Here is a 25,758-nt window from a genome sequence, read left to right as displayed (position 1 = left end):
GTGCAGGGGAGGTGTTGGAACGGCATGGCCAATGAACCGCGCGCGCAGCTCCGCGCCCTGCGCGGCCCACGCGTGCTCACGCTCGTCGCCGTGCAGTTCTCGATCGTCGTGATCTGCATGCTCGCGACGCTGCTCGTGGCACTCCAGGTGCAGCACACCTCCATCCGCGAGGAGACCGGCGAGCGCACGCTCGCCGTGGCTATGAGCCTCGCCGAGCTGCCTGCTGTGGTCGACGCCGTCGGCGAACCGGATGCCGGTGACACGCTGCAGCCGATCGCCGATCTCGTCGCGGAGTCCGCGGGCGTCGACTACGTCGTCATCACCGACGACGAGGGCATCCGCATCACCCACCCGGTGCCCGAGCGGCGAGGCGAGATGGTCTCGACCGACCCGAGCGTCGCGCTCGGAGGCGAGACGTTCGTCGGCTCCGAGGTCGGCACGGTGGGTCCGACGCTCCGCGCGAAGGTGCCGGTCTGGCGTGACGGGGTCGTGGTCGGCACCGCATCGGTCGGCATCCTCGAGTCCTCGATCTCCGCGCAGCTGGAGGATCGCATCTGGCAGGTGGTCCCGTGGGTCATCGGCGCGGGGCTCTTCGGGCTCGCGTGCGCCGCCGGGGTCTCCCTGGTCCTCGGCCGACGCTTCGACCATCTCGCGGTTGCAGCCCAGGAGCTCGAGACGCAGCGCCGCTTATCGGCGGCACTGCGCGAGCAGACCCACGAGTTCTCGAACCGCCTGCACGTCCTCTTCGGGCTCATCGAGGTCGACGAGCGGGGTGAGGCCCTCGAGTACATCCGCACGCTGACGCCGGTGGATTCGCTCGCCGCAGATCCAGAGCTCGAACAGGCCCTCTCGGATGCGCCCGTCCGCATCCGAGCGATCCTGGCAGCTGCGAGCGCGCGCCTCTGCGAGCACGGCGGGCAGCTCCACGCCGATGTCGAGAGCGACGACCGGGCTGTCCTCGAGCTCATCTTCGACGACGATGCGGCCACCGTGCTCAGCAACCTCGTCGGCAATGCGACCGAGGCCGTCGAAGCCCAGGGTGCCCGCGGAATCGTGCGCGTCGCCGTCGAGGCGGCACCCTCCGGCTTGCGGATGCAGGTCGACGACAGCGGTCCGGGGGTTCCGGAGGAGCTCAGGAGCCAGATCACCGAGGTCGGCTTCTCGACCAAGGAGACGCAGACGATGGGCGGTCTTGCGATTCCGCGCGGCGTCGGCCTCGGCCTCGTGCGCCGCCTCGCACGGGAACACGGCGGAGACCTCGTCATCTCGGAAAGTGAGCTGGGCGGCGCCCGCTTCGTGGCGACCCTGTCCTCCGCTGGTGCCAGCGGCGCGGGCGGGTCCTCTGAAGCTCCGACTGCTGGGAGGATCGCACCGTGACCGCCATCCGCACGCTCATCGTCGATGACGAGACCGCCGTCAGACGCCTGCACGAGCGAATGCTCGCGGGCGTCGACGGCTTCGAGGTCGTCGCCACCGCAGGCAGCGGCCATGAGGCCCTGGAGTTGGCCGCCAGCACGGAGATCGACCTCGTGCTGCTCGACGTGCACCTCCCGGACTTCAGCGGCGTCGAGGTGCTGCGCCGCCTGCGTCAGCTGCTCGGCGACTCCTTCGATGCCGTCATCATCTCGTCGGCCAACGACCGCCTGTCCGTCGCGCAGCTCGCGACGGCAAGCATCGCGGACTACCTCGTGAAGCCGTTCTCGAAGGCCAACTTCGAGGCCAGGCTCGTCAACTACCGAGACACTCGCGTGGCCGCGCCGAAGCCGGAGGCCGCCGCGCCGCAGACGGCCCCACTCCGACAGCAGGACATCGACGGGCTGCTCGCGCGGCGCGGCGGCGGTCCTGCCCCTTCGACCGACCGGGCAGGCGTCCAGGGACTCCCGTCGCCGACGACGCGGGGCAGGCCCCTGCCGAAGGGACTCTCGGAGCCGACGATCAAGCTCGTCCTCGCCCACCTCGGATCGGAGTGGCAGTCCGCGCTCGACGTCGCGGAGGGGTGCGGCCTCTCACGCGTCACCGCGCGTCGGTACCTCGACCACCTCTGCGCGCGCGGCCTGGCGGTCCTCGAACCGGTCTACGGCAAGCGCGGCCGCCCCGAGCTCCGCTACCGCCGCGCGTCCTGACTAGCTCGTCGGGGTGGGTGCCGCGCCCTCGAAGCTGATGCTCCAGGCCGTGTCCTCGTACGGCTCGACGCGGATGATCGTGGGACCGGCCGGGAAGGGCCTGGTGAGCGACGTGACCTCGCTGATGCTCTCGTACCAGCTGTCAGCGCCGAACGTGTCGATCGAGACGCTCTGCTCCGGTTCGAAGGTGAAGGTCGCGTCCCCACCGGCGCCCGTGTAGAGCACGACCTCCGGCCCGGACCCCGAGTACTGGTCGTCGAAGGAGGGCAGCGTGTCCGTGGAGACGAGCGTCACCGTCCAGTCCCCCTCGGCCTCGATGTCGATGGCGCGGAACTCGTCGTCCGTCCACTCGTTGATGACGGCGAGGCCCGAGTACTCGTCGTAGGCGGAGAGAGAGGAGCCGCCCATCTGCTCGCCGTCGGCGTCGACGTCGTAGATGCGCAGCCGTTCGCCCTCGAACTCGACCTGCAGCAGGCCGATGTCCGCAGACCCGCCCGGCAGGGTGACGTCGAACCGCGCGTTGCCGGTTCCCGAGACGGTGGTCGTCCCGTTGAGATCGAGCGTGCCGGTGCCGCCGGAGAGCTCCGTGACCGCTCCCCGGATCGAGCCACCCGTCGAGCCGATCAGCTGGATCACGAGCGCCACGACCGTCAGGACGAGCGTGATGACGCCGACGACGCGGCGCCCGCCACCGGCACGCAGCAGGCCGATGCTCGCGATGAGCGAGACGACGACGAGCACCCAGCCGATGAACGAGATCCCCGAGATCGCGAAGGTGAGGGCGAGGATGGCGGCGATGACGCCGAACCAGGCTCCCCTGCCCTTCCCCGGCGCCTTCTCGTCGACCTTGGGCCCCGTGGCATCCATCCTCGGGGTCGAGGACGTCGCCGAGGTCGCGTTCGAAGCACCGGGGACCTGGCTCGCTGGCGCCGCCATCAGGCCGCCCAGCCGTTCTGCCGCGCTGCCCGGACGGCTGCCCGCCACCGCCCGCTGCACATCCTGGACCCGCTTCCCGAGCAGGGCGCTGCTGTCGGTGGCGACGCGCGTGAGCAGCTCGTGGCGGTCTGCGTCAGGGTCGAGCGACTGCGTGAGCTCCTCACCGGGACCTGCGCCCGGCAGGACAACCCCCTGCGACTGCGACTGCTCTGCCGTCTCGCGGCGGATGATCGCGTCGAGCTCCTCCAGCGTGCGCGGCGGGTCGGGCAACCCGGGCGGCGTGGTCCAGTCGCCAGCACCCTCGGGCGCACCATACGGATCCTCCGCAGCGTCCTCGGCCTCGCGCGCCGCTTCCCGCTGCTCGTCCTCGAGCCGCTGCGCGTCGCCCCTGCTGTCCTGCGCCGCCCATTTCGACACGAAGTCCGGGGCACGGTACCCCGTCGGCGCCTGGTAGTCGCGTTGCGAATAGTCGACGGCGCCGTCGTCCTTCTCGGAGTCGTCTGGCGTCGAGTTGTCTGGCACGTGAGCTCCTCGGGGCGATGAACGGGGCAGTGATCGCGCATCCATTGAACTACATGCACTCAGCCGGGCCTGCGAGCGAGTAGATTCTCGAGACCGCCGTCAGAGAAGGAGGGCCCGAATGTCGCAGCTCGCAGACTTCAGCCGTGAGGAGTTCGAGGTCAGGCTCGCGAACACGCGAGTCCGGATGCAGGACGCCGGCCTCGACGCCCTGCTCGTGACCGACCCGGCCAATCTCCACTACCTGACGGGGTACAACGCCTGGTCGTTCTACATGCCGCAGTTCCTCTTCGTGCCGGCCGACGGTGATCTGCTGCTCGTCATGCGGGCCATGGATGCGCACGGCGCGCATCACACCACGTGGCTGCCGCGCGAGCAGGTCGCCGGCTACCCGGAGAGCCTCGTGCATCGCGCCGAGGTGCACCCCATGGACTGGGCGGCCACCGAGCTCCGCGAGCGCGGGCACGCGGCCAGGAGGATGCGCGTCGGCTACGAGTCGGAGGCGCACTTCTTCTCGGTTCGATCCTTCCTGACCCTGCAGCGCAGGCTCCCCGAGTGGGAGCTCGTCGACAGTCGGGAGCTCGTCAACTGGGTGCGCCTCGTGAAGTCGAATGCGGAGCTCGCGCTCATGCGGAGCGCAGCCGCCGTGAGCTCGAACGCGATGGCGGTCGGCATCGAGGCGCTGCACGGCGGCAGGAGGCAGAGCGACATCGTCGCGGAGATCCAGGCCGCGCAGGCCGCGGGGATCGGCGACGCCGAGGGCGACTACCCGTCGATCGTTCCCATGATGCTGGCGGGCGAGGGCGCAGACACGCCTCACCTGACGTGGTCGAGCGCCGAGATCGTGGCCGGGGAGGCCGTCTCCCTCGAGCTCGCGGGCGCCCACCGCCGCTACCACGCCCCGCTCGCTCGCACCGTGAGCCTCGGGCAGCCGAGCGCTGAGCTGCAGCGGGTCGCCGCGACGACCCTCGACGGCTTCGAGGCCGCGCTCGAGCTGCTGCGTCCAGGCCAGACCCCCGAGGCTGCAGTCGCGGCCTGGGATGCGGTGCTCGCGAAGCAGGGGCTCACGAAGGCGTCGCGCCTCGGCTACTCGATCGGCATCGGCTACCCGCCCGACTGGGGCGAGCACACCGTGAGCATCCGCTCGGGCGAAGAGACGGTGCTGGCCCCCAACATGACCTTCCACCTCATCGCGGGTATGTGGATGACGGGCTTCGGCTTCGAGGTATCCGAGTCGATCCGCATCACCGAGACGGGCGTCGAGGTGCTGACCAGCGCGCCGCGCGAGCTCATCGTGAAGGGTGACGCGTGACCGGGCCGAGCGCAGCCGAGAACGCAGTGCTCGCACGGCTCGACCTCGAGAGCATCGTCGCTGACGCTGCCGAGCTCATCCGCGCGAGGGGCGAGAACCCCGGTGAGACGGAGGCCGCGACCGTCGAGGTCCTCGCATCGCTCTGCGAGCGGGCTGGGGCCCAGGTCACGCTCACCGAGGTCGCGCCCGGTCGGCACAACCTGCTCGCCGAGATCGGCGACGGCAATGGCCCCGCCCTGCTCTTCCTCGGACACAGCGATGTCGTGCCCGCGGGGGCCGGCTGGCTCGGCGACCCGTTCGAGCCGCGCCTCATCGACGGCCAGCTCATCGGCCGAGGCGCCGTCGACATGAAGGGCGGACTCGCCGCCGTGATCGCGGCGATGTCTGCCGTGCACTCGGAGCACCCGGATGTTCGCCTCTCACTGCTCTGCACCGTCGACGAGGAGGACACCGCGACGGGTGCGCTCCGCTACATCGCGGACGCGCCCACAGCGCGTGAGGTGCGGAGTGCGGGCGAGCCGCTGCCGTACACGGCGTGCGTCGTCGCCGAGCCGACCGGCCTCGACACCGTGGTCGCGTGCCGAGGCGCCACGAACTTCATCATCACGCTGCGCGGGGCCGCAGCCCACGCCGGCAATCCGGCTGACGGAGCGAGCGCCATCGCAGCAGCGGCCATCGCCGTGCAGACCATCGAGGACGACGCGAGACACATCGCGCAGCAGGCCCCAGCAGTACCCGGCCTGATCAGCACCGGGAGCTGGAACGTCGGCATGATCGCCGGCGGTCACGGCACCTCGATCGTCGCGGAAGAGTGCACGCTCTACGTCGACCGACGGGTGCTCCCGCACGAGGAGCCGGAGGAGATCCTCGAGGACGTGCTCGCGCGCATCCGGTCGGCGATCGAGACGAGCGGGATGCTGAACGCCGAACGCATCACGGTCACCGGCCAGCTCGACATGGCGATGCCCGGGTTCCTCACCCCACCCGGCTCGCCCGTCCCCGGCACGGCGGTGCGGGCCGTCGCCGACGCAGGCGGCACCTCGAGCATCGGCGGATGGAGCGCGGCCTGCGAGGGTGGGTTCATCGCCCGGCATCACGAGATCCCCGTCGTCATCCTCGGACCCGGCGACGTCAAGACGCAGGCGCACCAGCCGGAGGAGCGCGTGCAGGCCAGCGACCTCCTCATCGCCGCGCGCGCCTACGCGCTTATAGCGCTCCGTCTCGGCGAGTCGTCCCGGTAACACCCAGGTGGGCGCGCTGGACTTGGGCATTACCCGTGTGGAACTTTCAGCAAGGAGCCCCCATGTCCTCTGATCAGTCCAACCAAGGGGGCCACAGCGCCACCCTTGCGCCCCTGACGCGCGAGATCGACCTCACCCCCATCCAGCGCAAGACCGCACGAAAGTCAGTCGCCGGTTCCGCGATCGGCAACGCCATCGAGTGGTTCGACTACGGCATCTACGGCTACCTCGCCATCTACGTCTCGCAGCTGTTCTTCACGTTCAGCGACGATCAGGGCGGCGCGCTCGCCCTCATCCTGACGTTCGCGACCTTCGCCGTGTCGTTCCTCGTGCGCCCGCTCGGCGGTATCGTCCTCGGGCCGCTCGGCGACCGCATCGGGCGCCAGAAGGTGCTCGTCTTCACGATCATCATGATCAGCCTCTCGACGGCCGCGATCGGGCTCCTGCCGTCCTTCGACTCGATCGGCTTCGCGGCGCCGATCCTCCTCATCCTGCTCCGCATGCTGCAGGGCTTCTCCGCCGGCGGCGAGTACGCGGGAGCGGCCATCTTCATGTCGGAGCACGCTCCTGACGACAAGCGCGGCTTCTTCGGCTCGTTCCTCGAGTTCGGCACGCTCGCGGGCGCCAGCGCCGCCGCCATCCTGTGCACGACGCTCGCCTTCATCGTCGGCGACGACGGGATGCTCGAAGGCTGGTGGCGACTGCCGTTCCTGCTGACGCTCCCCCTCGGCCTCGTCGCCCTGTGGATGCGCCGCCACCTGAGCGAGTCCGAGACGTTCGTCGACGACGCGCAGCAGCCGGGCGAGAAGCAGTCCGCGATCGGTGCGCTCGTGTCGCTCCTCAAGAACTACCCGATGCAGGTGCTCAAGCTGTTCGGCTTCGTGATCCTCATCAACGTCGCCTTCTACCTCGTGCTGACCTACATGCCGACGTACCTGTCGACGACGCTCGATCAGAGCACCGCCGAGTCGACCTTCTCCCTGGTGGTCATCCAGCTGCTCATGATGGCCGTCATCGTGCCGTTCGGCGCGCTCTCCGACCGCATCGGACGGAAACCGCAGCTCATCGCCGCGAGCATCGGCTTCACGGTGTTCTCGGTGCCAGCGGTGATGCTCATCCAGACCGGATCGCTCATCGCGCAGATCGCGGGACTCGGCATCCTGGGCCTGTTCCTGGTGATGATCATCTCGACGATCTCCTCCACGCTGCCAGCGCTGTTCCCGACCGCGGTGCGGTACTCGGGGTTCGCGATCGGATACAACATCTCGACGGCGATCTTCGGCGGCACGGCGGCCTCGGCCAACACGTGGCTCATCGACCAGACCGGCAACGTGCTCATCCCCGGCTTCTACCTCGCCGGCGCGGGTCTCATCGGCCTCATCTCGGTGCTGACCTTCAAGGAGACCGCCGGGCGCTCACTGCGCGGCAACGTCATCCCCGGCAGCGACGACTCCGAACGCGTCGCCGCGGGCGAGCACCTCGTCGGCAAGATCAACAAGTAGGCGAGAGCAGCACGTCCGAGCGGCGCGCGTGGAGGCTCGAAGCCCCACGCGCGCCGCTTTGTCGCAGGGCGGATGCGTCAGCTCGCGAGGACCCCGTCGATCTGGCCCATCGCCTCCGTCATGCCCTCGGCCATCCCCATCTCGAGGATGCTGTCGAAGTCAGCGGGCGATGAGAACACGGAGACGGTGGTCATGCGGGTGACGTTCCCGTGACCTTCGATCGTGACGGTGCAGCGCATGACCGGCAGCTCGAGGTTCCGGGAGCCGTCATCGTGCGCGAACCCGTTGTCGAACGACAGCGTGCGGTGCGGCTGGATGCTGACGAACTCCCACCATTCGCCAGCAGTGCTGCCGTCGGGGCCGGTCATATGCGAGGACACCCGGCCGCCCGGCTCGAACTCGAACGAGTCCACCGTCGAAGGCCAGGTCGGTGGGCCCCACCAGCGCTCGAGCTGGCGCGGGTCCTCCCAGAGCTGCCAGACCCGCTCCGGCGTCGCGGCGTGCTCGGTGACCACGGTCAGCGTGAGCTGATCCGCGTCCTTCTGCGTGGAGATGACGGGCATGGTCTCTTCCTCTCGATCACTGCTCGCCGGCATCGGCGCGCGCGGTGGGTGTTCCGGTCTGGTCGTCGTCGGCGAGCAGGTCGTCGATGCGGGAACTGCGGTCGCGCCAGAGCTGCTCGTAGGACTCGAGGAGCCGCGTCGCCCTGGCGAGCGTCGCGCTGTCGGCCTGCACGAGCTGCTCCCTCCCCTGCTTGCGCTTCTGTGTGAGGCCCGCCCTCGTGAGCACGGCGACGTGCTTCTGCACGGCCGCGAAGCTCATGGCGTAAGCCTCCGCGAGGCTCGTCACCGACTGCTCTTCGCGGAGCACGCGCGTGAGGATGTCGCGCCTCGTCGCATCGGCCAGGGCCTGGAAGATACGGCTGACGTCGTCCTCGCTGAGCTGTCGTGTAACCATTTGGTTGCACGTTACGCCTGACTCGCAACTCTTGCAAGGCAAACCGGCTGTGCAGCTCCCTCGTCCGCCGGGCGCATCCGCCAGACTGACGTCATGACCAAGGAACTCACGCGCGCGCAGCTGCTCGGCCTGCGCCAGCGCGCGCAGGCGCTCACGGGCGATCGCCTCACGGTCGCGGGTACTGCGGAGCGCTTGCTCGCCATGCAGGGACAGGACCTGCCAGGCGCGCTCTGGTCGCTCGGACTCCGCTCGGGATCGACGATCGGCGAGGTCCGGGCGAGCTTCGACCGCGGAGAGCTCGTGCGCTGCTGGCCGTTGCGGGGGACGCTGCACGTCGTGCCCGCACGCGACCTGCCCTGGTTGCAGCCGCTGACGGCCGACCGCGCACGCGCATCCATGCGCAAGCGCCACCAGGACCTGGGGATCGACGCGGCATCCGAGAACGCCGCCCGGAACTCGCTGTACACCGAGATGGATGCACGCGGCGAGACCCGACGCCTCACGCGCGCCGAGCTCTTCGCCGCCTGGGAACGTGACGGCATCTCGACCGGCGGCCAGCGCGGCGCGCACCTCCTGTGGCTGCTGTCGCTCGACACGACCCTCGTCTACGGTCCGTTCACGGGCACCGAGCAGCAGCTGGTCCTCGGCGCCGAATGGATCGCGAACCCAGTGATCCTGGACCACGACGCCGCGGTGCGCGAACTCGTCCAGCGCTACCTGCGGGGTCACGGCCCAGCGACGCTCGCCGACCTGCAGTACTGGTGCAAGCTGCCGCTCACCCCGCTCAGGTCGGCGATCGATGAGCTGGGTGACTCGCTGGCCGGGGTGCAGTTCGACGGAACGCACCACCTCGTCGACGCGGCGGTGCTGGATGCGCGGGAGCGACCGAAAAGCGCCCCGACACTGCTGCTTCCGGGCTTCGACGAGTGGATCCTCGGCTACCAGGACCGCTCGGCGAGCGTGCATCCCGATCACGCCGACCTCATCGTGCCGGGCGGCAACGGGATGTTCCGATCGACAGTCGTGCGCTCCGGCACGTGCGTCGGTCTGTGGTCCAGGAAGACCACGGCAACGAAGACGAACGTGGTCGCGACGCCGCTCGCGGACGGCTTCTCGGCGACCGCGGTGCGTGAGATCACAGCGCAGGTGGACCGCTACGCAGCCTTCCTCGGCGTGGAGGGCACCTTCGAGGCGACCCCGTGAGAGCCCCAGGACGTCCCCCGACGACACCGATGGGGGTGGTGGTTCGTAGACTGCACCGGTGACCCATCCGAGTGAGCCCAAAGCGCCAGCGTCGTGGCGGACCGCGCTCGGGCGGCTCCTCGAGCAGCCGGGCGCCGCGGAAGCGGCCGCACAGGCGGTGCCGCACGAGCGGGTGGTGCCCCTTGCGCTGCAGTTCGAGGTGCGGGAGTTCATTCCCCGCACCATGTACCGCTGGAACGGGCCGACGTCGCGCCGAGCATTCACGGGCGAACGTGGCGCCGGCGTCGGGCTCGACGAGCTGCGCCTCGGCGTTCGGCCCGTCATGCAGGGCGTTCGCGGCAAGTGGGTCAAGGGCGACCTCACGTGGGCGAAGCTGCAGCACCTCCGCGGTCGCCGCGACCTCGACCCGCGGCACCAGGCCTGGTTCGCGCAGTTCTTCGCCCTGCACCGCGCGGCGCGACCCGCGGAGCCAGGCCAGGACAGCGAGTGGGTGTTCCTGGACGAGGCGACGAGTCCCGTCATGTGGACCATGCTGGGGGAAGCCGTCGGCCTCGACGTCGCCTTCGTGGGCACCGGCAAGCGCGGCAGCATCACCCTCGAGCGCTCATCCAACCTCACGCTGGACGCCCGCAGGACCGAGGACGGCCTCGACGTCGCCCCGCTCCTCCTCATCGGGGATGCGCCCGCCGACTTCGACACGGCACGACCGGTCGGCGACCACGGCGTCTACGCCTTCGATGCTGACAACCCCGACCGCATCCGCCTCGCGCCGAGCGACACGCGTCTCACACAAGCGCAACTCGCTCTGCTGGAGCCGGGCAGGGCGCACCGAGCGCGGTTCACGGTGCCGAGCACCGATGCCGCAGAGTTCGAAGCGGCCCACCTGCCTGAGCTCGCGGCGCACCTGCGACTGGGGAGCACCGACGCGTCGGTCCGCATCCCCGACCCGGCGCCACCCGAGCTCGTCCTCACGACCACGTTCGGCCCGAGGCACAGCCTGGAGCTGCGCTGGAAGTGGGCGAACCCCCGGTCGCGAGCAACGCCGCCAGCACTCTCTTCCGTGATCGACGAGGGCCTGCTGCCGCGCGACTGGATGCCGGAAGACGTCGACGAGCCAGGCTCCCTGCCCGCGCGGGTGACGCTCACGCAGATCGACGCGGCCCGCTTCGCCGCCGAAACACTGCCTCGACTCGAGGCTCTGCCCGGCATCCGCGTCGAGACCGTCGGCACTCCACCCCAGTACCGCGAGCTCCACGGTGCACCCAACCTGACCGTCACGACCGTGCCCACCGAACGGCACGACTGGTTCGACCTCGGCGTGACCGTCACGGTCGACGGCAAGGTGATCCCGTTCACGAAGCTCTTCAAGGCGCTCGCCCTCGGCAGGCCCAGGCTGCTGCTCATCGACGGCAGCTACCTCTCCCTCAAGCATCCGGCGTTCGAACCCTTGCGCGAGCTCATCAGCGAGGCGCAGGGGCTCAACGAGTGGGAGCCGAACCGACTGCAGATCAGCCGGCGGCACGCGAGCCTCTGGTCGGACTTCGAAGACCTTGCCGACGAGGCCAAGCCGGCGGTGGAGTGGCGGCAGCTGCTCCGCGAGCTGCAGGAGGACGCCCCGTCACGCATCGTCCCTCCCCGCGGACTCCAGGCAGAGCTGCGCCCCTACCAGCAGGAGGGCCTCGACTGGCTCGCGTTCCTCTGGCGGAACAGGCTCGGCGGCATCCTCGCCGACGACATGGGGCTCGGCAAGACGCTGCAGACGCTCGCACTTGCACAGCACGCACGCGAAGAGGCGCCAGAGGGCCACGAGCCCGCGCCACTCCTGGTCGTCGCACCCACTTCCGTCGTCGCGAACTGGGCCTCGGAGGCGGCGAGGTTCACCCCAGAGCTGGTGACGCGCATCGTCGATGCGACGCAGGCCTCCTCGGGCCGACGGATCGCCGATGTCGCAGCCGGGGCGAGCATCGTCGTCACGAGCTACGCGCTCTTCCGCCTCGACTTCGAGGCCTACCGCGCCGTCGCCGAGGAGACGGGATGGTCAGGCCTGGTGCTCGACGAAGCACAGTTCGTGAAGAACGCGAACTCCCTCGTCAGCGAGTGCGCGCGCGAGCTGGAGGTGCCGTTCAAGCTCGCGATCACGGGCACCCCGCTCGAGAACTCCCTCACCGAGCTCCACGCGCTGCTCGCCATCACCGCCCCCGGCCTGTTCCCCTCAGCGCGACGATTCGGCGAGGAGTACGTGCGCACGATCGAGGGCAAGCGGCAGGGGGTGAGCGAGGGCGTCGGCGCGGGGCTCAGCGAGCCGGCAAGCGCCGAGGTGCGGGCCAAGCGGCTCGCACGACTCCGCGCGCGCATCCGCCCCTTCCTGCTCCGCCGCACCAAGGAGCGCGTCGCGCCCGAGCTGCCGGAGAAGCAGGAGCAGACGCTGTTCATCGAGCTGAGCGAGGAGCACCGCGAGCTCTACGACCTCTACCTGCAGCGGGAGCGCCAGAAGCTCTTCGGCCTGCTCGAGGACCTCGACAAGAACCGCTTCACGGTGTTCCGCTCGCTCACGCTCCTCAGACTGCTCGCCCTCGACCCCGCGCTCATCCACGCCGGGCTCGACGGCATGGCACCGGGAGACGTCCCGTCGAGCAAGCTCGATGCTCTCCTCGAGCACCTCGCCGATGTCGCCGCCGAGGGGCACCGTGCGCTGGTGTTCAGCCAGTTCACCTCCTACCTGAAGCTCGTCGCCGCACGCCTCGAGGCCCAGGGCATCCCGTACGTCTACCTCGACGGCACGACGACGAAGCGGGCCGACGTGATCGCCTCGTTCAAGGAGGGCACGGCCCCCGTGTTCCTCATCAGCCTGAAGGCGGGCGGCTTCGGTCTGAACCTGACGGAGGCCGACTACGTCTTCCTGCTCGACCCCTGGTGGAACCCCGCGAGCGAGGAGCAGGCCATCGACCGCACGCACCGCATCGGGCAGCAGCGACGCGTCATGGTCTACCGGATGATCGCCGAGGGCACGATCGAGGAGAAGGTCATGGCGCTCAAGGAGCGCAAGGCGAGGCTCTTCGATGCGGTGATCGACGACGAGCTCTTCAGCACCGAGCTCTCCGCCGATGACATCCGAGACCTGCTGGTGTAGGCCGTCCGGGAAGAAGCGAGCACCTACGAGAAAATCCCGGCAGCCCTCCGTGGGCTGACCGGGATTTCGCTGGAGGGGCTGACGAGAATCGAACTCGCATCATCTGTTTGGAAGACAGAGGCTTTACCACTAAGCTACAGCCCCGAATCGGGACGAAGAGAATGCTACCGCATGTTGGAGTTGTCCGTGAACTCGCACCCCGCCCCGCGCGTCGCAGCGGGCCGTGTGGTCTGCGACACCCCGCGCGTCCGGTAGCATTACCTGCGGTTCGCCGAGCGATCGGCACCGGGGTGTAGCTCAGCTTGGTAGAGCGCCCGCTTTGGGAGCGGGAAGTCGCAGGTTCGAATCCTGTCACCCCGACCAGACCCGCCAAGGCCCCCTCTCGAGGGGGCCTTTCGCGTTCCCCTCATGTGCCGTTCATAGACGCCTCACATGCATGCCGGGTGGTCCACATATGGATCGTCGTTATCTTCCTGTTATCTGCACGTCGGCGTGATGAGGCTTCGTCGCACCGTCGGCGGCCGAGGCGTTGCAGTGAAGGCCATCCGCGGCGCCCCAGCGCACTCCGAGAGGAACACCATTGCAGTCAGACCTGGCCCGCCCCAACAGCCCGCACTCCGTTCCGCTCACGGCGGTCGCTGACGCGACCGGTGGGTCGGTCTCCGCGGCGAGCGCGCACGTCGAGGTCACCGGTGTGTCCAGCGACTCCCGTCGCATCCGACCCGGCGATCTCTACGTCGCCATTCCCGGCGCACAGCGGCACGGCGCCGAGTTCCTGCCCGCCGTCGTGCGCGCCGGAGCCGTCGCCGTCCTGTCCGACTCGGCAGGGGCCGCCCTGGCGGCCGAGCACGGGCTTCCTGCCATCGTCGTCGAGAACCCGCGCGCGGTGATGAGCATCGCCGCCGCGACGGTCTTCGGAACCGACACCACAGCTCCCCCGCTCTTCGCCGTGACCGGCACCAACGGCAAGACGACGACCAGCTACCTGCTGCACGCGCTCTTCCTCTCGCTCGGCCTCAAGGCGGGCCTCTCCGGAACCGTCGAGCGCATCGTCGGCGACGCGCGACTCGAGACCCGCCTCTCCGGCCGCCTCACGACCCCAGAGTCGGACTACCTGCACGGGCTCGTCGCCCGCATGACCGAGGACGACGTGCAGGCGGCGGCAATCGAGGTCTCCTCGCACGGGCTCGACGGCGCCCGCGTCGACGGTCTGCCCTTCGAGAGCGCGATCTTCACGAACCTCTCGCAGGACCACCTCGACGTCTATGGCACGCTCGAGAACTACTTCGCCTCGAAGCTCACGCTCTTCACCCCCAGGCACGCCAAGCGCGGCGTCATCGCGATCGAGGACGAGTGGGGTCGTCGCGCGGCCCGCGAGGCGCAGATCCCCGTCGTCACGGTCGCTCGGGACACGGCAGAGGGCGCGGACATCGCTGACTGGCTGCTCCACATCGACGCCGAGGGCCTCGAGCGCACCGACTTCACCCTTCGCGGGCCGAACGGTGAGGAGCTCAGCTCCAGCATCGGCCTGCCGGGTGCCTTCACGGCGCTCGACCTGTCGCTGGCGATCGTGGCCGTCATCGGCGCCGGACTCGCCTCCCTCGAAGAGATCCGCGAAGCGCTTGCCGCCACCGACGGCCTCCACCCGGTTGTCCCCGGCCGCCTCGACCTCGTGTCGGGCGACTCCGAGCTGCGCGTCTACGTCGACTACGGCCACACGGCGGCCTCGTTCCGCGCCGTGCTGCACGCGCTCCGCCCCTTCACGCCAGGCCGGCTCTTCATGATCTTCGGCGCAGACGGGGACCGCGACAAGGGCAAGCGGCCCGAGATGGCCCGCGCCGCAAGCGAGGAGTCGGACGTCGTCATCGTCACCGACTACAACCCGCGCACGGAAGACCCGGACGACATCCGCCGCACGCTCATCCAGACGATCCGCGCGGAGTTCCCCGAGCGGGAACTGTACGAGATCGCCGACTCGGCAACCGGCATCAACCACGCCATCGCGATGGCGGAGGTCGGCGACCTGATCTTCATCGGCGGCCACGGCCATCGGGCTGATGTCGAGGTCGACGGCCGCATCGTCCCCTACTCCGCCAGGGAGGCGGCGGCGAGCGCACTGCGCGAGCACGGCTGGCTGCAGCAGCAGGGCGCACCCGCCGCCTTCACGGCTGTGGATGCGGACAGCGCCTCACGCACGCAGCGCGCTTCCTAGTCTCGTTCCGTCGCAGACCTGGGCCTCCTGCATCCGAATCGCAGCTCGTGGATGCGGGAAGCCCAGGTCTGCACCCCCGCGAGGCCAGCCCGCCCGGGGCACCCAGGGGCACCCTAGCGGTCGGAGACAGCCCCGAAGTCGCCACGGTCTCGGGCCGCGAGGAGCTCCGCGTAGTCGAGGGCGGACTGCTCGGCGTAGCCGACGGCCCACTCCGCCATCGCCCCGTCGAACGACCCGCTCTTGCCGAGGTAGCCGGCGATCATGGGGGCGATCGGGCTCTGCGCGTGCGCACGGGCCAAGATCGTCCCGCATGCCTCGCCGTACTTCGAGAACTCCGAAGGAGTCAGCTGCTCGAGCTCGACCGAGCCCTTCATGTCCCTGAACTGCCGCACGTAGAAGTCGCGCTCGATCCCGTCCTCGCCCGCGAAGCGAAGGTAGCCGAGGAAGGGGTCGGAGACGGCCTGCAGGATGCGCTGGCAGCTCACGACCCGGTACCCCTCGCCGAGCTCGTCGTACTCGGCGCGCGTCCGCGCCTGCAGGAGCCGCCGCGGGTCGACGTCGCCGTAGGTCTCGAGCACCGACGCCGGCGCCTCCTTCACCTGCAGCACCAGCGCCTCACCCGCGGGCCCCGTCAGGATCAGGATGAAGCACCGCGTGCCGACGCTGCCGACGCCGACGGCTCTGCGAGCGACGTCCGTGAGCGTGAAGTTGCCGAGCAGGAACGCCACGTCGGTGCTCACCGTGGCGCGGTACTGCTCGAAGAGCTCCTCGACGCGGCCCTCCGACTCCGGCGGGACGTGCGTCATCACGGGCGGGTTCTCCACGATGAGCCGCGTCCCGTCGGCCGCTCGCTCGGTGAGCTTGTCGACGAACTTCTGGGACGTGCGCTTCCTCGCGCTCTTCGTCGCCTTCGCGAGAACATCCTGCGCCTCCGTGCGAAACGACGGGTGAGCCACGTCCGTGTCGAGCCGAAGGTAGTACCGGTCGAGCGCCGAGTGACCGACCATCTCGCGCATCCCCTCCCGGTAGGCGGCCGCCGTCTTCCTCGCCGCCTTCCTCGTCTTCTCCTCAGTCAGCCCGAGGTCGCGGGCGCCGACGACGACGCTCGCGACGAGCCGCTTGAGGTCCCACTCCCACGGCGCAGACGCCGCTTCGTCGAAGTCGTTGAGGTCGAACACGAGCGTGCGCTGGGGCGAGGCGAAGAGTCCGAAGTTGCTGAGGTGCGCATCGCCGCACGCCACGACCTGGATGCCCGTGCTCACGCCCTGCGCGAGGTCGTGCGCCATGATCGCGGCAGTACCCCGGTAGAACGTGAAGGGGCGCTCGAGCATCCGCCCCATGCGCAGCGGCACGAGATCGGGCAGTCTCGCCGCGTTCTGCTCGGCGAGGATGGCCTTCGGGTCGCGCTCTCCTGCGACGAAGATGGCGTGCTCGACGTGCGGTTGCGTCTTGCGGAGCGCCTTGCCCGCCGCGTAGAGCTCGTCACGGCTCGGGCGCGGCGCGCGGTCACGCTGCAGGCGGCTGAGGTGTGTCGGCATCGGGGTGGCCTTCCTCGTCGAAGCGTCGAGCTGGAGCCCGGTCTGGCACAGTGTCTCGCGATTCAGTGAACGCCGAAAGACGCAGGCTCCACCCCGAGAGCCATCACGACACGATGTCGTAGGTGACCCACGACGTCTCTGCAGCAACCGCGTCGTATAGGCGGCGCGCCGTCGTGTTGTCCTCCGCGGTGATCCAGCGCACGACGCTCAAGCCGGATTCCCGCGCATAGTCGCCGAGGTGCAGCAGCAGCGCCCTCCCGGCGCCGCCTCCGCGAACCGCCGTCGAGGTGAAGAGGTCATCAAGGTACAGCCCCGTCGTCGCCGACAACGGGCGAGCGAAGCGGCGCACGTGTGCAAGCCCGCCCAGGCGTCCCTGCTCGTCGACCGCGACGAAACCGTGCGTCTCGTGCGCCTCGTCACCGAGCCAGGACCAGACCACATCCAACTTCGACTCGTCGGCCGGCACCCCGTAGAACTCACGGTAGCCCCGATAGAGCTCGCGCCACTGGGGCTCGTCAGCGGACGTCACAGGGCGCACATTCCAGTCAGTCATGCCGCAAGTCTCCGCCTCCACGGCCGCATGCGAAAGTCGAAGAGGCGTGAAGGGGACCCTGAACAGCTCACGGTTGGACGTACCCGCCCCGGAGACGTAGAGTCTCCGCCGTGGATCTGTTCAAGTACCTCCGCCCAGCCTCGACCACACCCCAGGCCGAGCACCAGCCGCACGGCGTTCACAACCCGCGGGAAACCCTCCGTGCCAAGACCGTCGAGCTCATCCGTCCCGGCTTCGTGTCTCTCGACGAGGCCCTCGAGACGGCAGGCTCATTCGCTGAGGATGAAGCGCTGCCCGTCCGCGCCGACGAGATCGAGCGAATCGTCACCGCGACCTGGGATGACCTCGCCGACTGCCAGCGCGACTGGTCCAGCGAGGGCGACTACGAGAAGCTCCGTGCCGCATTCGCCGACCTGGAGCGAGCCGGTGTCGTCGCCCGCATGAACTTCGCCTGCTGCCAGAACTGCGGACACGCCGAGATCGAGGGCGAGAAGCTCACGGAAGCCCAGAGCGGGTACGTCTTCTTCCACCAGCAGGACGCTGAACGCCTCGCCGGCGACGACGCGCAGCTCTTCCTCGCATTCGGGCTCTTCGCGTCGCACGACGCAGGGACGGCCGACGAGCGTGCTGACGCTGAGCGCCAGCTCGGGCGCCTTATCGTCGCGACGATGCGCAGCAACAGCCTTGCTGTGGACTGGGATGAAGAGCCCTCGAGCCGCATCTCGGTGTCGATCAGCAACTGGCGAAAGCGCCTCCCGCTCGTCAGCGCCTGACCGGCGCACCACCTTCGGCCCCGGCAACCACGGGCTGCATCCCTGCGGGAACCTCCTCCCCAACCCCTGTCTGAAAACCGGCATTCCGGCGGCGCGCTCGCTAGGCTGACGGCCAGACAACCCAGGGGGATACGCAGAGTGACTGACGCAGGAGCGGGCAGACCAGCCCAGAGGCCACGGTTCCCGAAGACGCTCGGCGATCTGACCGACCCGAGCAAGTGCCCGTCGTGTTTCGAGACCTACGGGGCTCCAGGCGCCTCCTGCCCGAGCTGCGGATTCACCCGCGATCCTGCCGTCATCGGCCACCTGCTCGACCTCGGCGCGCAGGCGCGCGAACCGCTGCTCGCCCGCGGCGAGTTCATCGTCGCGGCCGGCGAGCAAGCCCGGGCCAAGGCGGCCGCGGCGCTCCGCGCTGAGCAGGCACGAGCGGAGCAGAGCCGTCTCGAGAGCGAGCGGCAGGGGCGAGCTCAGGCCAGCGAAGCGGTCCTCGCGGCCGACCACGCGCGGCTCCTCGGAGGCGCCGCAGGGCACCTCGGGGCGGAGGCGACCGCCGTACCGCAGCAGGCTCCGGCCGATCGCTGGGCCGAAGCCCACGTTCCTGCAGCCGGCCAGGCACCGCCCGCGCAGCGCATGCCCCCAACGCATCCAGACCAACCGCAGCGGCCCCGACGTTCCAGCGTGCAGCTCCTGCTGCTGGTGCTCGGCATCGGACTCCTCAGCATCGCCGCAGTCGTCTTCCTCACCTTCGCCTGGGTCGTCTTCGGCGTCGAGGTCAAGGCCGCCATCACGGCAGGAGTGACCTTGGCGGTCGTCGCCACGGCGAGCATCCTCAAGCGGCGCAAGCTCTCGGCGACCGCCGAGGGCATCGCCGCGCTCGGCATCGTCCTCGTGGTCCTCGACGTCTGGGCTGTGCAGGCGACGGGGCTCTTCGGCGCCGGCCGCGTGCCCGGGACGCTGTACTGGGGCGTCGGGCTCCTCGTCGCGACAGCCGCGTTCGAGACGTGGCATCGCCTCGCACACCTGCGAGCCCCCGGTATCGCGGCGAGCCTCACCGTGCTGCCGGCGATCGCGCTCACCGTGGCCGGCGCCACCTCGGCGGCGCTCTCCCCCGTCCAGCGACTCGTGCTCGCGCTCGTCCTCGCGGGCGCCGCCTCCGCCCTCCACGTGCTCCTGCGGGTCAAGCAGTCGCCTCCGACCACCGCCGGGCCGCATCCGCCCACCGCCGACGCGTTCAGCGCAGCCACACCGCGCTCGCTCGAACGCTGGATCCTGTCCGTCATGGGCGTCGTCGCACTGGCCGCGGGCGTGCTCTCCGGCGCGGCCGCGGCAACGGGCAAGGACCCATGGCTCGGCTACGCAGTCCTGTTCGTCATCGCGGCCGCTTCCGCCGCCCTCCTCGCCTGGCTCGTCAGCCGCGAGCGCGGTGCGCTCGGCGGCCGCACCCTCCTCGTCGCGTTCGGCGTCCTCTCGTCGCTCGCCCTCGGCGCGGTGCCGCTGAGCTTCACCGGCCCCGTGAGGCTGGCGCTCTCGCTGGCACTCATCCCGGTGGCGCTCGCCGCCGGGCAGGTCCTCAGAGCTCGGCTCGCCAACTCCGCCGAGTCGACGGCTTCGTCCGTGCAGATCGCGGTCACCGCCTGGAGCTGGACCACCGTCGGCGCAGCCGTCGTCCCGGTCCTCTCACTCGCACTCGACGTGCTCCCCCTCCGCGCCCTCCTGGCATTCGTCAGCGCCGACCAGGCAGGCATGGCAGAGGCATTCGCGGGCGCGCAAGGCGGAACCTGGTGGGCCATAGCGAGCGGCGCGGTCGGGCTCGCTCTCGCGGCGGGCCTGCTGCTGCTCGTCCCCGGGCGACTCCAGCGCCTCACGCCCGCGCTCACTGCAGCCGGGTCCTTCCTCGCACTGTGCGCCGCCGCCAGCACCCCTGGACCCTTCGGCGTCACCATCGCGAACCTGGCGATCGCCGCCGGGGCAGTCGTCGGTGCCGCGCTGCTTGCGCGGAACCTCTCAGCCGCTCCGCAGGACGACCCGCACCGGGTCGGGTTGCTGGTCACCCTGCGGTACGTCGCCGGAGCTGGCATCCTCGCCTCGATTCTGCCGGCCCTCGCGGCTGCCCCGTTCGAGACCGCCGCCCTCGTCGCTGCCGCCGCGCTCACGTTCTGCCTGCGCTTCTCCGTGCCGACGAGCCTCTCGGCACTCCGGCCGGTACTCACCGCGCTCACGGCCCTGCAGCTGCTCGCCGTTCCGCTGCTCGTGGCCTTCGCACACGATGCCTGGAGCTCGTCCGACGTGCTCGGCACGAACCTCGCCGTCACGTGCGCGTATCTCGGCATCGCGCTCCTGCTCACCGCCGCGGTCCTCCTCCCCAGGCCGTGGCTCGCCTCGGCCGAGCGCACGTTGCTCGCCTACTCGGCGGCGATCCCGACCCTCGCGGCATCGTTCGTCCTGCTCGCGATCGTCCGGGCGGCGGCGAATCGCGCTGACGGCGACGCCCTGCTGACCGCTTCCGCCTCGCCTCTCGGCTCGCTCTGGTACGTGGGAGCCGCACTCGGCGCCCTGCTCGTCGCCACGATCAGCGTCGTAGCGCTGCGCCGAAGGCAGGACGACGACGTGCCAGCGGTGGCGCCGCTCCTCCCAGCCATGGTGCCAGCCCTCTGGGCGACGTTGGGAGCGCTCGCCTCCGCATTCGTGGTGGCCTCGCCCCTTCCGGCCGTCGCCGCGTCGCTCGGCGTCGTCGCCAGCCTCCTGGTCGCCGGAGGCACCCTCGTCGCGAGGCTCCGCGGCGCACTCGCGTCCCGTGTCCTTCCCGCCGAGCTCGCCGTCGCTGCAGTCGCCGTCGTAGCGCTCGCGAGTACGCCAGCCTTCACGGGCGCGCTCGGACAGCCAGCAGGCGCTCAGTACGTTGCCGGGACGATCGCGATCGCGGCGACCGTTCCCGTCCTGCTGGCGATCGCCCCGTCGGGGCTGTTCCAAGCCAGGGGACGCGCGTTCCTGGCCTGGATCGGCGTCGGACTCCTCACCGCTGCGTGGTACGTGTTCGCCATCGGCACCCCAAGCATCGATACCGCCGACCGCTTCCACCTGCCAGCCGGAATCCCGCTCGCCGCCGCCGCCCTGCTGCTCTGGTGGTTCGGCCGCGCCCGCAGTGCACGCGAACCCGCGCGTGCCGCCGCTTACATCCTGGCCGGCGGTCTCGCGGTTTCGACCGTCGCCCCTGCCGTGGCCTCGGGTGACACGACCGCGAACGCACTCGCCTACTTCCTCGCCGGAGCCGCCGTCGCCTTGGCGGTCGCCGCGTCCGCCAGCACGCTCGGCATCCCGGCCCACGCGCGCCCGCTGCTCATCTCGCTGAGCGCCGTCTCCGTCGGCGTCGCCGTGCTGTCGGCTCTGTCGCACCTCGGGGCCAAGCTTCGAGGTGAGGCGAACCGGGACGGCCTGCTCACGGGCCTGCTCCCCGGTGCCGAGGCGCTGATCTGGCTCACGGCCTGCGTCCTGCTCGTCAGCGGCGTGACCTGGCTGCTGCTTCGCCCCGTCTGGTCTGCCGACACGACACGGTCCAGGCGCAAGCTGCTCCTCGCCATGGTCGCATCGCTCAGCGGGGCCCTCACCGTCGCGCTCCTGCTCACCACGCGGTTCGACGGCCGACTCCTCCTGCTCGGGCTCGCGCTGCTCGCGGGGCTCCTCGCCGCCGGCCTCCCGACCCGGATCCTCACCGGCGTCGGCCGCGCGAGCATCGCGCTCGTCAGCTTCCTCGCGCTTGCCTCGCAGGGGTTCGCCATCGCGATCTGGGAGCCAACCGAGGCGGCCAGTCTCTGGGTCCAGCAGCAAGCCGGAATCACGTCGCTGCTCGTCGGCGTCATCGCAACAGCAGCGGTCGTCGTCGTCCGGACGTTCTCGGAGACGCGCCTCCTCACGAGACTCGCCAGCTACGCGACGGGCGTGCTCGGGTCCTGGATGCTCATCCACCACGTCCAGCTGGTCGGCTTCGAGAGCGCCACACCGGTACAGCTCGCTGCCACCGCTGGCGTCCTCGGGGCGCTCACCGCGCTGCTTGGCGTGCTCCTTTCGCCACAGGGAACGCGTCGAGGGGACGGCATCGCGCTGCGCGCGTTCGGCCTCGTGACCGCGCTGCTCGGCACCGTGCTCGCCCCCAGCGCGGCCGCCGCGAGCCGCACCGATGGCTTCGACGGCTGGACACCGCTGCCACTCGCGGCAGCGCTCGTCGCGGTGACGGCGGTCGTCGCGAGCACGCAGCTCGGTGCCAGGTCGCCGTATGCGCTGCTCCGCTACCTCGGCGTGCCGGTGCTCGCGCTCGCGTGGGTCTGGGAGGTGCTGGCGAACTGGGACGGCGCATCCATCTTCGTGGCCTTCGGTGGCGCCTTCCTCGTGCTCCTCGCCGCAGGCATCGCAACAGCGAAGGTCGGCAGGCGCGCCGACGAGGCACGAGCTTCGAGCGTCGAGAGCCTCCTCTGGCTCGCCGCGGCTCCCGGAGTCTGGCTCAGCGCGGGCGCGCTCGCCGCCGTCTCGCAGCCGCGCGACGGCGACACCTCACGCATCCTCTCCCTGACTGTCCCCGAGCTGGCCCTCTCGGTGCTGACGCTGACACTCGTCGTCGTGTGCGCGATCGTTCCGGTCGCCGGTTGGATGCGCGCCTCGGCGAACGCCCTCGGCGTGGGCTCGGCCATCTCGGCCGCCGTGCTCGGCCCCGCCCTCGTGCTCGCCGCCGAGGGCCCGCTGACCCCGATCACGCTGCCGATCTGGGGAGTCATTCCCGCTGGGCTGGTGCTGATCTTCGCGAGCGCACTCTGGCGGCGGCAGCAGCAGCTCGAGAATCCGCGCCTCGCCGCGCTCGCCGCGACGGTGCTCGTGCCCGTCGCCATCGCGTCGCTCGTGCTCTCCGCGTTCCCGAGCATCCTGCGCGGTGTCGTCGAGAACAACCAGCAGCTCGCGCTGACGTGGGTCGTCGCGCTGTGCGGCCTCACGCTGGTCGCGCTGCTCCGCCCGGAGCTCCTGCCCTCGCTTGCGCCCGCGCACGCCGTTCCTGGCGCCCAGCCGTCGCTGCGCGTGCCTGTCCTCGCATTCTCAGCCGCCACCCTCGTCGCGACCGCAGGCGCGCTCGGCACGCAGTTCCCGATCCCCTGGCTGGAGCTCGCAACCGCCCCGCTCGGTGCCACGTTGCTGGCGGGCGGTCTGTTCTTCCTCGTGAAGCGCCCCACCCTGCGCAGCTGGCCAGCCCTCACGCCCGGCCTGGTGCTGCTGCTTGCGCCGAGTTACCTGGCCCAGTTCGCAGACCCCGCGCCGTGGCGCCTCATCGCGCTCGGGCTCCTCGCGGTCGGCATCACCGTCTGGGGCGCCACCAGGCGCCTGCAGGCGCCACTCGTCTTCGGCGCCATCATCACCGTGCTGCACGCAGTCACCGCGTTCCGACAGCAGCTCGCCATCGTCGCCGACGTCATCCCCTGGTGGGTGTGGCTCGCGCTGGCAGGAACGGTGCTCGTCGTCATCGCCACGACGTACGAGGCACGACTGCGCGACGCCAAGCGCGCGGCGGCGTCGATCAGCGCCCTCAGGTGACGGCAGCCGCCGTCGCCTGAGGGCTCAGCGGGGCCTCAGAGCTGGCAGCCGGGGCACCAGTAGAGCTTGCGGGCCTGCATCTCGCCGAGCGCGATGGGTGTTCCGCACACCCGGCACGGCTCCCCCGCGCGTCCGTACACCCAGTGCCGATCCTCACGGTTCTCGAGAGCCGCGGCCTTCGCCTTGCCTCGGAGCCCGTCGATGGTCATCATCTGACCGACTTCCACGCCGATCTTGAGGAGCTTCGTCCAGTCGCGCCACAGCTCCCTGAGCTGCTCGTCGGTCAGCTGCGACGTCGGCGTGTGCGGGTTGATGCCCGCCCGGTAGAGCATCTCGGCCCGGTAGACGTTGCCGATGCCGCTCACGATCTGCTGATCCATGAGCACGATGCCGATCGGCGTCCGCTTGCCCCTCGCTCGTTCGAGAAACCGTGCCTCCGCTTTCGCCCCACGGTCGACGAGCGGATCGGGGCCGAGCTTCTCGATGCGGGCCGCCACCTCATCGCCCGTCAGGAGCTCGCAGGCGGTCGGACCGCGCAAGTCCGCGCAGGTCTCGGACGTGAGGAGACGAAGCCGCACCGCGCCAACCGGCTCTGGCGGCCACTGGGAGAGCTCCTGCTCACGCTCGGCTTCCGCCATCTTGAGGCGTGTCCGCCGAGGGGCTCCGATGCTCGACAGCGATGTCTCGCCACGCGAGTCCTCGATCGTCACGCCTGGGCGCTTGCGCGAGTACTCCCCCGTCTGGCCGAGCGTCGTCGACACCTGGCCGGAGAAGTCCCAGGCGCCGTAGATGCCGAGGTGCACGCGCAGCCAGATCCCGCCGTCGAAGCGCGAGAACATGTGCTTGCCGACGGCGAACGTCTCGACCATCTCGCGGCCATCGATCTCCGCAGCACCCTCGGCGAAGCGGCCCTGCGGGGACGACGCCGCCACCACGCGACCGGCGTAGTTCGCGGTGAACTGCCGGGCGATGCGATGGACGGAGTGGCCCTCAGGCATTCCCCGCCGGCGTCTCCGACTCCACCATCGGCGGCACGACCGTGCCAACGGAACCGAGCACGGACTTGCCGGCGATCTTGCCGGTCTGCTCGTACTCGGCGAGCTGCGAGATGCGACGCAGGTGACGCTCTTCCCCTGGGAAGGGCTCCGCGATGAAGATGTCGATGAACCTGAGCACGTCGGCGATCTCGTGCTGCCGCGCGCCGATCGAGATGACGTTGGCGTTGTTGTGCTCTCGGGCGAGCTGCGCCGTGGCGTCGCTCCATGCCAGCGCGGCGCGCACGCCGGTCACCTTGTTGGCGGCGATCTGCTCACCGTTGCCCGAGCCCCCGAAGACCACGCCGAGCGACTTCGAGCCGTTCGCCCAGTCGTTGGCGACGGCCTGTGCCGCGTTGATGCAGAACGACGGGTAGTCGTCGAGCGCGTCGTACTCGGCAGGTCCGTGGTCGACGACCTCGTGCCCCTGCTCGCGCAGGTGCTCCTGCAGCTGCTGCGAGAACTCGAGTCCCGCGTGGTCCGTGGCGACGTGGATCCGCATCAGTCGAACACCGGTCCGCGGGTGCGGCTGCGCTTCAGCTCGAAGAAGCCGTCGACCGACGCGGCCATGACGACGCCGTCGAAGAGGCGCAGCGCCTCCTCGCCCTTCGGCGCGGGCGAGATGACCGGGCCGAAGAAGGCGACGCCGTCGATGGCGATGATCGGCGTGCCGACCTCGTCGCCGACGCGCTCCATGCCGGAGAGGTGGCTCGCGCGGTAGCGCTCGTCGAACTCACCGGCGTCTGCGCGCTCGACGATCGACTCGGGGATCTCGAGCTCGGCGATGGCCTCGGCCAGCACCGCGTCGCGGTCCTTGCGACCGCCTGGGTGGATGCGCGTGCCGAGGGCGTCGTAGAGCGCCTTGACCTTCTCGTTGCCGAGGTCCTGCTCGACGCCGGCGACGACCCGGCCGAGGCGCGACGTGCCCTGCAGCATGTCGCGGTACGACTGCGGGATGTCCTTCTCCTCGTTGAGGAGCTCGAGGCTCATGATGTGCCAGGTGATGGTCAGGTCACGGTGGCGGGCGACCTCGTCGATCCATCGCGAGGTCATCCAGGCGAATGGGCAGATCGGGTCGAACCAGAAATCTACTTTGATCGGTGCGGGCATACGCATAAGCCTACTCGGCAGGACTAGGCTGGCCGCCGCAAGCC

General features: G+C 70.1%; 18 protein-coding genes and 2 tRNA genes. 11 read left to right on the top strand and 9 right to left on the bottom strand.

Annotated features, from left to right (window positions below; all coding sequences use genetic code 11):
- The first annotated feature begins 24 nt into the window (after positions 1-24).
- Together HDC34_RS14355 and HDC34_RS14350 are read left to right on the top strand one after the other, a co-directional pair.
- Entirely contained in the window at positions 25-1,377 is a 1,353-nt protein-coding gene (locus HDC34_RS14355; protein ID WP_179557491.1) for an ATP-binding protein, read from the top strand.
- Positions 1,374-2,123 carry a response regulator gene (locus tag HDC34_RS14350; RefSeq protein WP_179557490.1) on the top strand — a complete coding sequence of 250 codons (750 nt, stop codon included), beginning with the start codon at positions 1,374-1,376 and terminating at the stop codon, positions 2,121-2,123. Before HDC34_RS14355 ends, HDC34_RS14350 begins: the two co-directional genes overlap by 4 nt.
- On the opposite strand, the gene HDC34_RS14345 is transcribed toward HDC34_RS14350, so the two are convergent.
- Complete coding sequence (locus tag HDC34_RS14345; RefSeq protein ID WP_179557489.1) at positions 2,124-3,581, bottom strand: hypothetical protein; 1,458 nt, start codon at positions 3,579-3,581, stop codon at positions 2,124-2,126.
- A gap of 118 nt (positions 3,582-3,699) precedes the next feature.
- On the opposite strand from HDC34_RS14345, the gene HDC34_RS14340 reads away from it, so the two are divergent.
- The 3 genes from HDC34_RS14340 (at position 3,700) to HDC34_RS14330 (ending at position 7,633) form a co-directional block, all read left to right on the top strand.
- Positions 3,700-4,890 carry a M24 family metallopeptidase gene (locus HDC34_RS14340; protein WP_179557488.1) on the top strand — a complete coding sequence of 397 codons (1,191 nt, stop codon included), beginning with the start codon at positions 3,700-3,702 and terminating at the stop codon, positions 4,888-4,890.
- Positions 4,887-6,131 (top strand): M20 family metallopeptidase, encoded by a 1,245-nt coding sequence (locus HDC34_RS14335; RefSeq protein WP_179557487.1) that lies wholly within the window; start codon positions 4,887-4,889, stop codon positions 6,129-6,131. Before HDC34_RS14340 ends, HDC34_RS14335 begins: the two co-directional genes overlap by 4 nt.
- Positions 6,132-6,193: 62 nt before the next feature.
- On the top strand, positions 6,194-7,633 hold the full coding sequence (locus HDC34_RS14330; protein WP_104311428.1) for an MFS transporter: 1,440 nt from the start codon (positions 6,194-6,196) through the stop codon (positions 7,631-7,633).
- Positions 7,634-7,710: 77 nt separating this feature from the next.
- On the opposite strand, the gene HDC34_RS14325 is transcribed toward HDC34_RS14330, so the two are convergent.
- Both HDC34_RS14325 and HDC34_RS14320 read right to left on the bottom strand, forming a co-directional pair.
- A complete protein-coding gene (locus HDC34_RS14325) occupies positions 7,711-8,196 on the bottom strand; it encodes an SRPBCC domain-containing protein (RefSeq protein WP_179557486.1) in 486 nt (161 codons plus the stop codon).
- Between the two features lie 16 nt (positions 8,197-8,212).
- Entirely contained in the window at positions 8,213-8,590 is a 378-nt protein-coding gene (locus HDC34_RS14320; RefSeq protein ID WP_179557485.1) for a helix-turn-helix transcriptional regulator, read from the bottom strand.
- A gap of 93 nt (positions 8,591-8,683) precedes the next feature.
- Between HDC34_RS14320 and HDC34_RS14315 the strand changes: the two genes are divergently transcribed.
- Together HDC34_RS14315 and HDC34_RS14310 are read left to right on the top strand one after the other, a co-directional pair.
- Complete coding sequence (locus HDC34_RS14315) at positions 8,684-9,793, top strand: winged helix DNA-binding domain-containing protein (RefSeq protein ID WP_179557484.1); 1,110 nt, start codon at positions 8,684-8,686, stop codon at positions 9,791-9,793.
- A 58-nt stretch (positions 9,794-9,851) separates the two neighbouring features.
- Positions 9,852-12,923: a DEAD/DEAH box helicase gene (locus HDC34_RS14310; RefSeq protein ID WP_179557483.1), complete on the top strand. Its 3,072-nt coding sequence runs from the start codon at positions 9,852-9,854 to the stop codon at positions 12,921-12,923.
- Between the two features lie 70 nt (positions 12,924-12,993).
- Here the strand turns inward: HDC34_RS14310 and HDC34_RS14305 are convergent.
- A tRNA-Gly gene (locus tag HDC34_RS14305) sits at positions 12,994-13,067 on the bottom strand.
- A 142-nt stretch (positions 13,068-13,209) separates the two neighbouring features.
- Here HDC34_RS14305 and HDC34_RS14300 point away from each other — a divergent pair.
- Together HDC34_RS14300 and HDC34_RS14295 are read left to right on the top strand one after the other, a co-directional pair.
- Positions 13,210-13,286, top strand: a tRNA-Pro gene (locus HDC34_RS14300).
- Between the two features lie 217 nt (positions 13,287-13,503).
- Positions 13,504-15,135 (top strand): Mur ligase family protein, encoded by a 1,632-nt coding sequence (locus HDC34_RS14295; RefSeq protein ID WP_179557482.1) that lies wholly within the window; start codon positions 13,504-13,506, stop codon positions 15,133-15,135.
- 113 nt (positions 15,136-15,248) lie between these two features.
- Here the strand turns inward: HDC34_RS14295 and HDC34_RS14290 are convergent, their stop codons facing one another.
- Together HDC34_RS14290 and HDC34_RS14285 are read right to left on the bottom strand one after the other, a co-directional pair.
- A complete protein-coding gene (locus tag HDC34_RS14290; RefSeq protein ID WP_179557481.1) occupies positions 15,249-16,673 on the bottom strand; it encodes a DUF2252 domain-containing protein in 1,425 nt (474 codons plus the stop codon).
- A gap of 103 nt (positions 16,674-16,776) precedes the next feature.
- Positions 16,777-17,226, bottom strand: a complete 450-nt coding sequence (locus HDC34_RS14285) for a GNAT family N-acetyltransferase (RefSeq protein ID WP_104311421.1) — start codon at positions 17,224-17,226, stop codon at positions 16,777-16,779.
- 110 nt (positions 17,227-17,336) lie between these two features.
- Between HDC34_RS14285 and HDC34_RS14280 the strand changes: the two genes are divergently transcribed.
- A complete protein-coding gene (locus tag HDC34_RS14280) occupies positions 17,337-17,999 on the top strand; it encodes a hypothetical protein (protein ID WP_179557480.1) in 663 nt (220 codons plus the stop codon).
- Positions 18,000-18,137: 138 nt separating this feature from the next.
- A complete protein-coding gene (locus tag HDC34_RS14275; protein WP_179557479.1) occupies positions 18,138-23,570 on the top strand; it encodes an SCO7613 C-terminal domain-containing membrane protein in 5,433 nt (1,810 codons plus the stop codon).
- Between the two features lie 35 nt (positions 23,571-23,605).
- Here HDC34_RS14275 and HDC34_RS14270 read toward each other — a convergent pair whose 3' ends face one another.
- The 3 genes from HDC34_RS14270 to HDC34_RS14260 are packed head-to-tail and all read right to left on the bottom strand — an operon-like array spanning position 23,606 to position 25,714.
- Positions 23,606-24,568, bottom strand: a complete 963-nt coding sequence (locus tag HDC34_RS14270; RefSeq protein ID WP_179557478.1) for an Fpg/Nei family DNA glycosylase — start codon at positions 24,566-24,568, stop codon at positions 23,606-23,608.
- Positions 24,561-25,106, bottom strand: a complete 546-nt coding sequence (locus tag HDC34_RS14265) for a ribose-5-phosphate isomerase (RefSeq protein ID WP_104311417.1) — start codon at positions 25,104-25,106, stop codon at positions 24,561-24,563. The genes HDC34_RS14270 and HDC34_RS14265 overlap by 8 nt, the downstream gene beginning before the upstream one ends.
- Positions 25,106-25,714 (bottom strand): DsbA family protein, encoded by a 609-nt coding sequence (locus tag HDC34_RS14260; protein ID WP_167516612.1) that lies wholly within the window; start codon positions 25,712-25,714, stop codon positions 25,106-25,108. Before HDC34_RS14260 ends, HDC34_RS14265 begins: the two co-directional genes overlap by 1 nt.
- Positions 25,715-25,758: the final 44 nt, after the last annotated feature.

This window comes from Pseudoclavibacter sp. JAI123 (assembly GCF_013409665.1).
Lineage (GTDB): Bacteria > Actinomycetota > Actinomycetes > Actinomycetales > Microbacteriaceae > Pseudoclavibacter.
The sequence above is the reverse complement of the archived record's forward strand: the minus strand, read 5'-3'. Positions and strand labels throughout refer to the sequence as shown.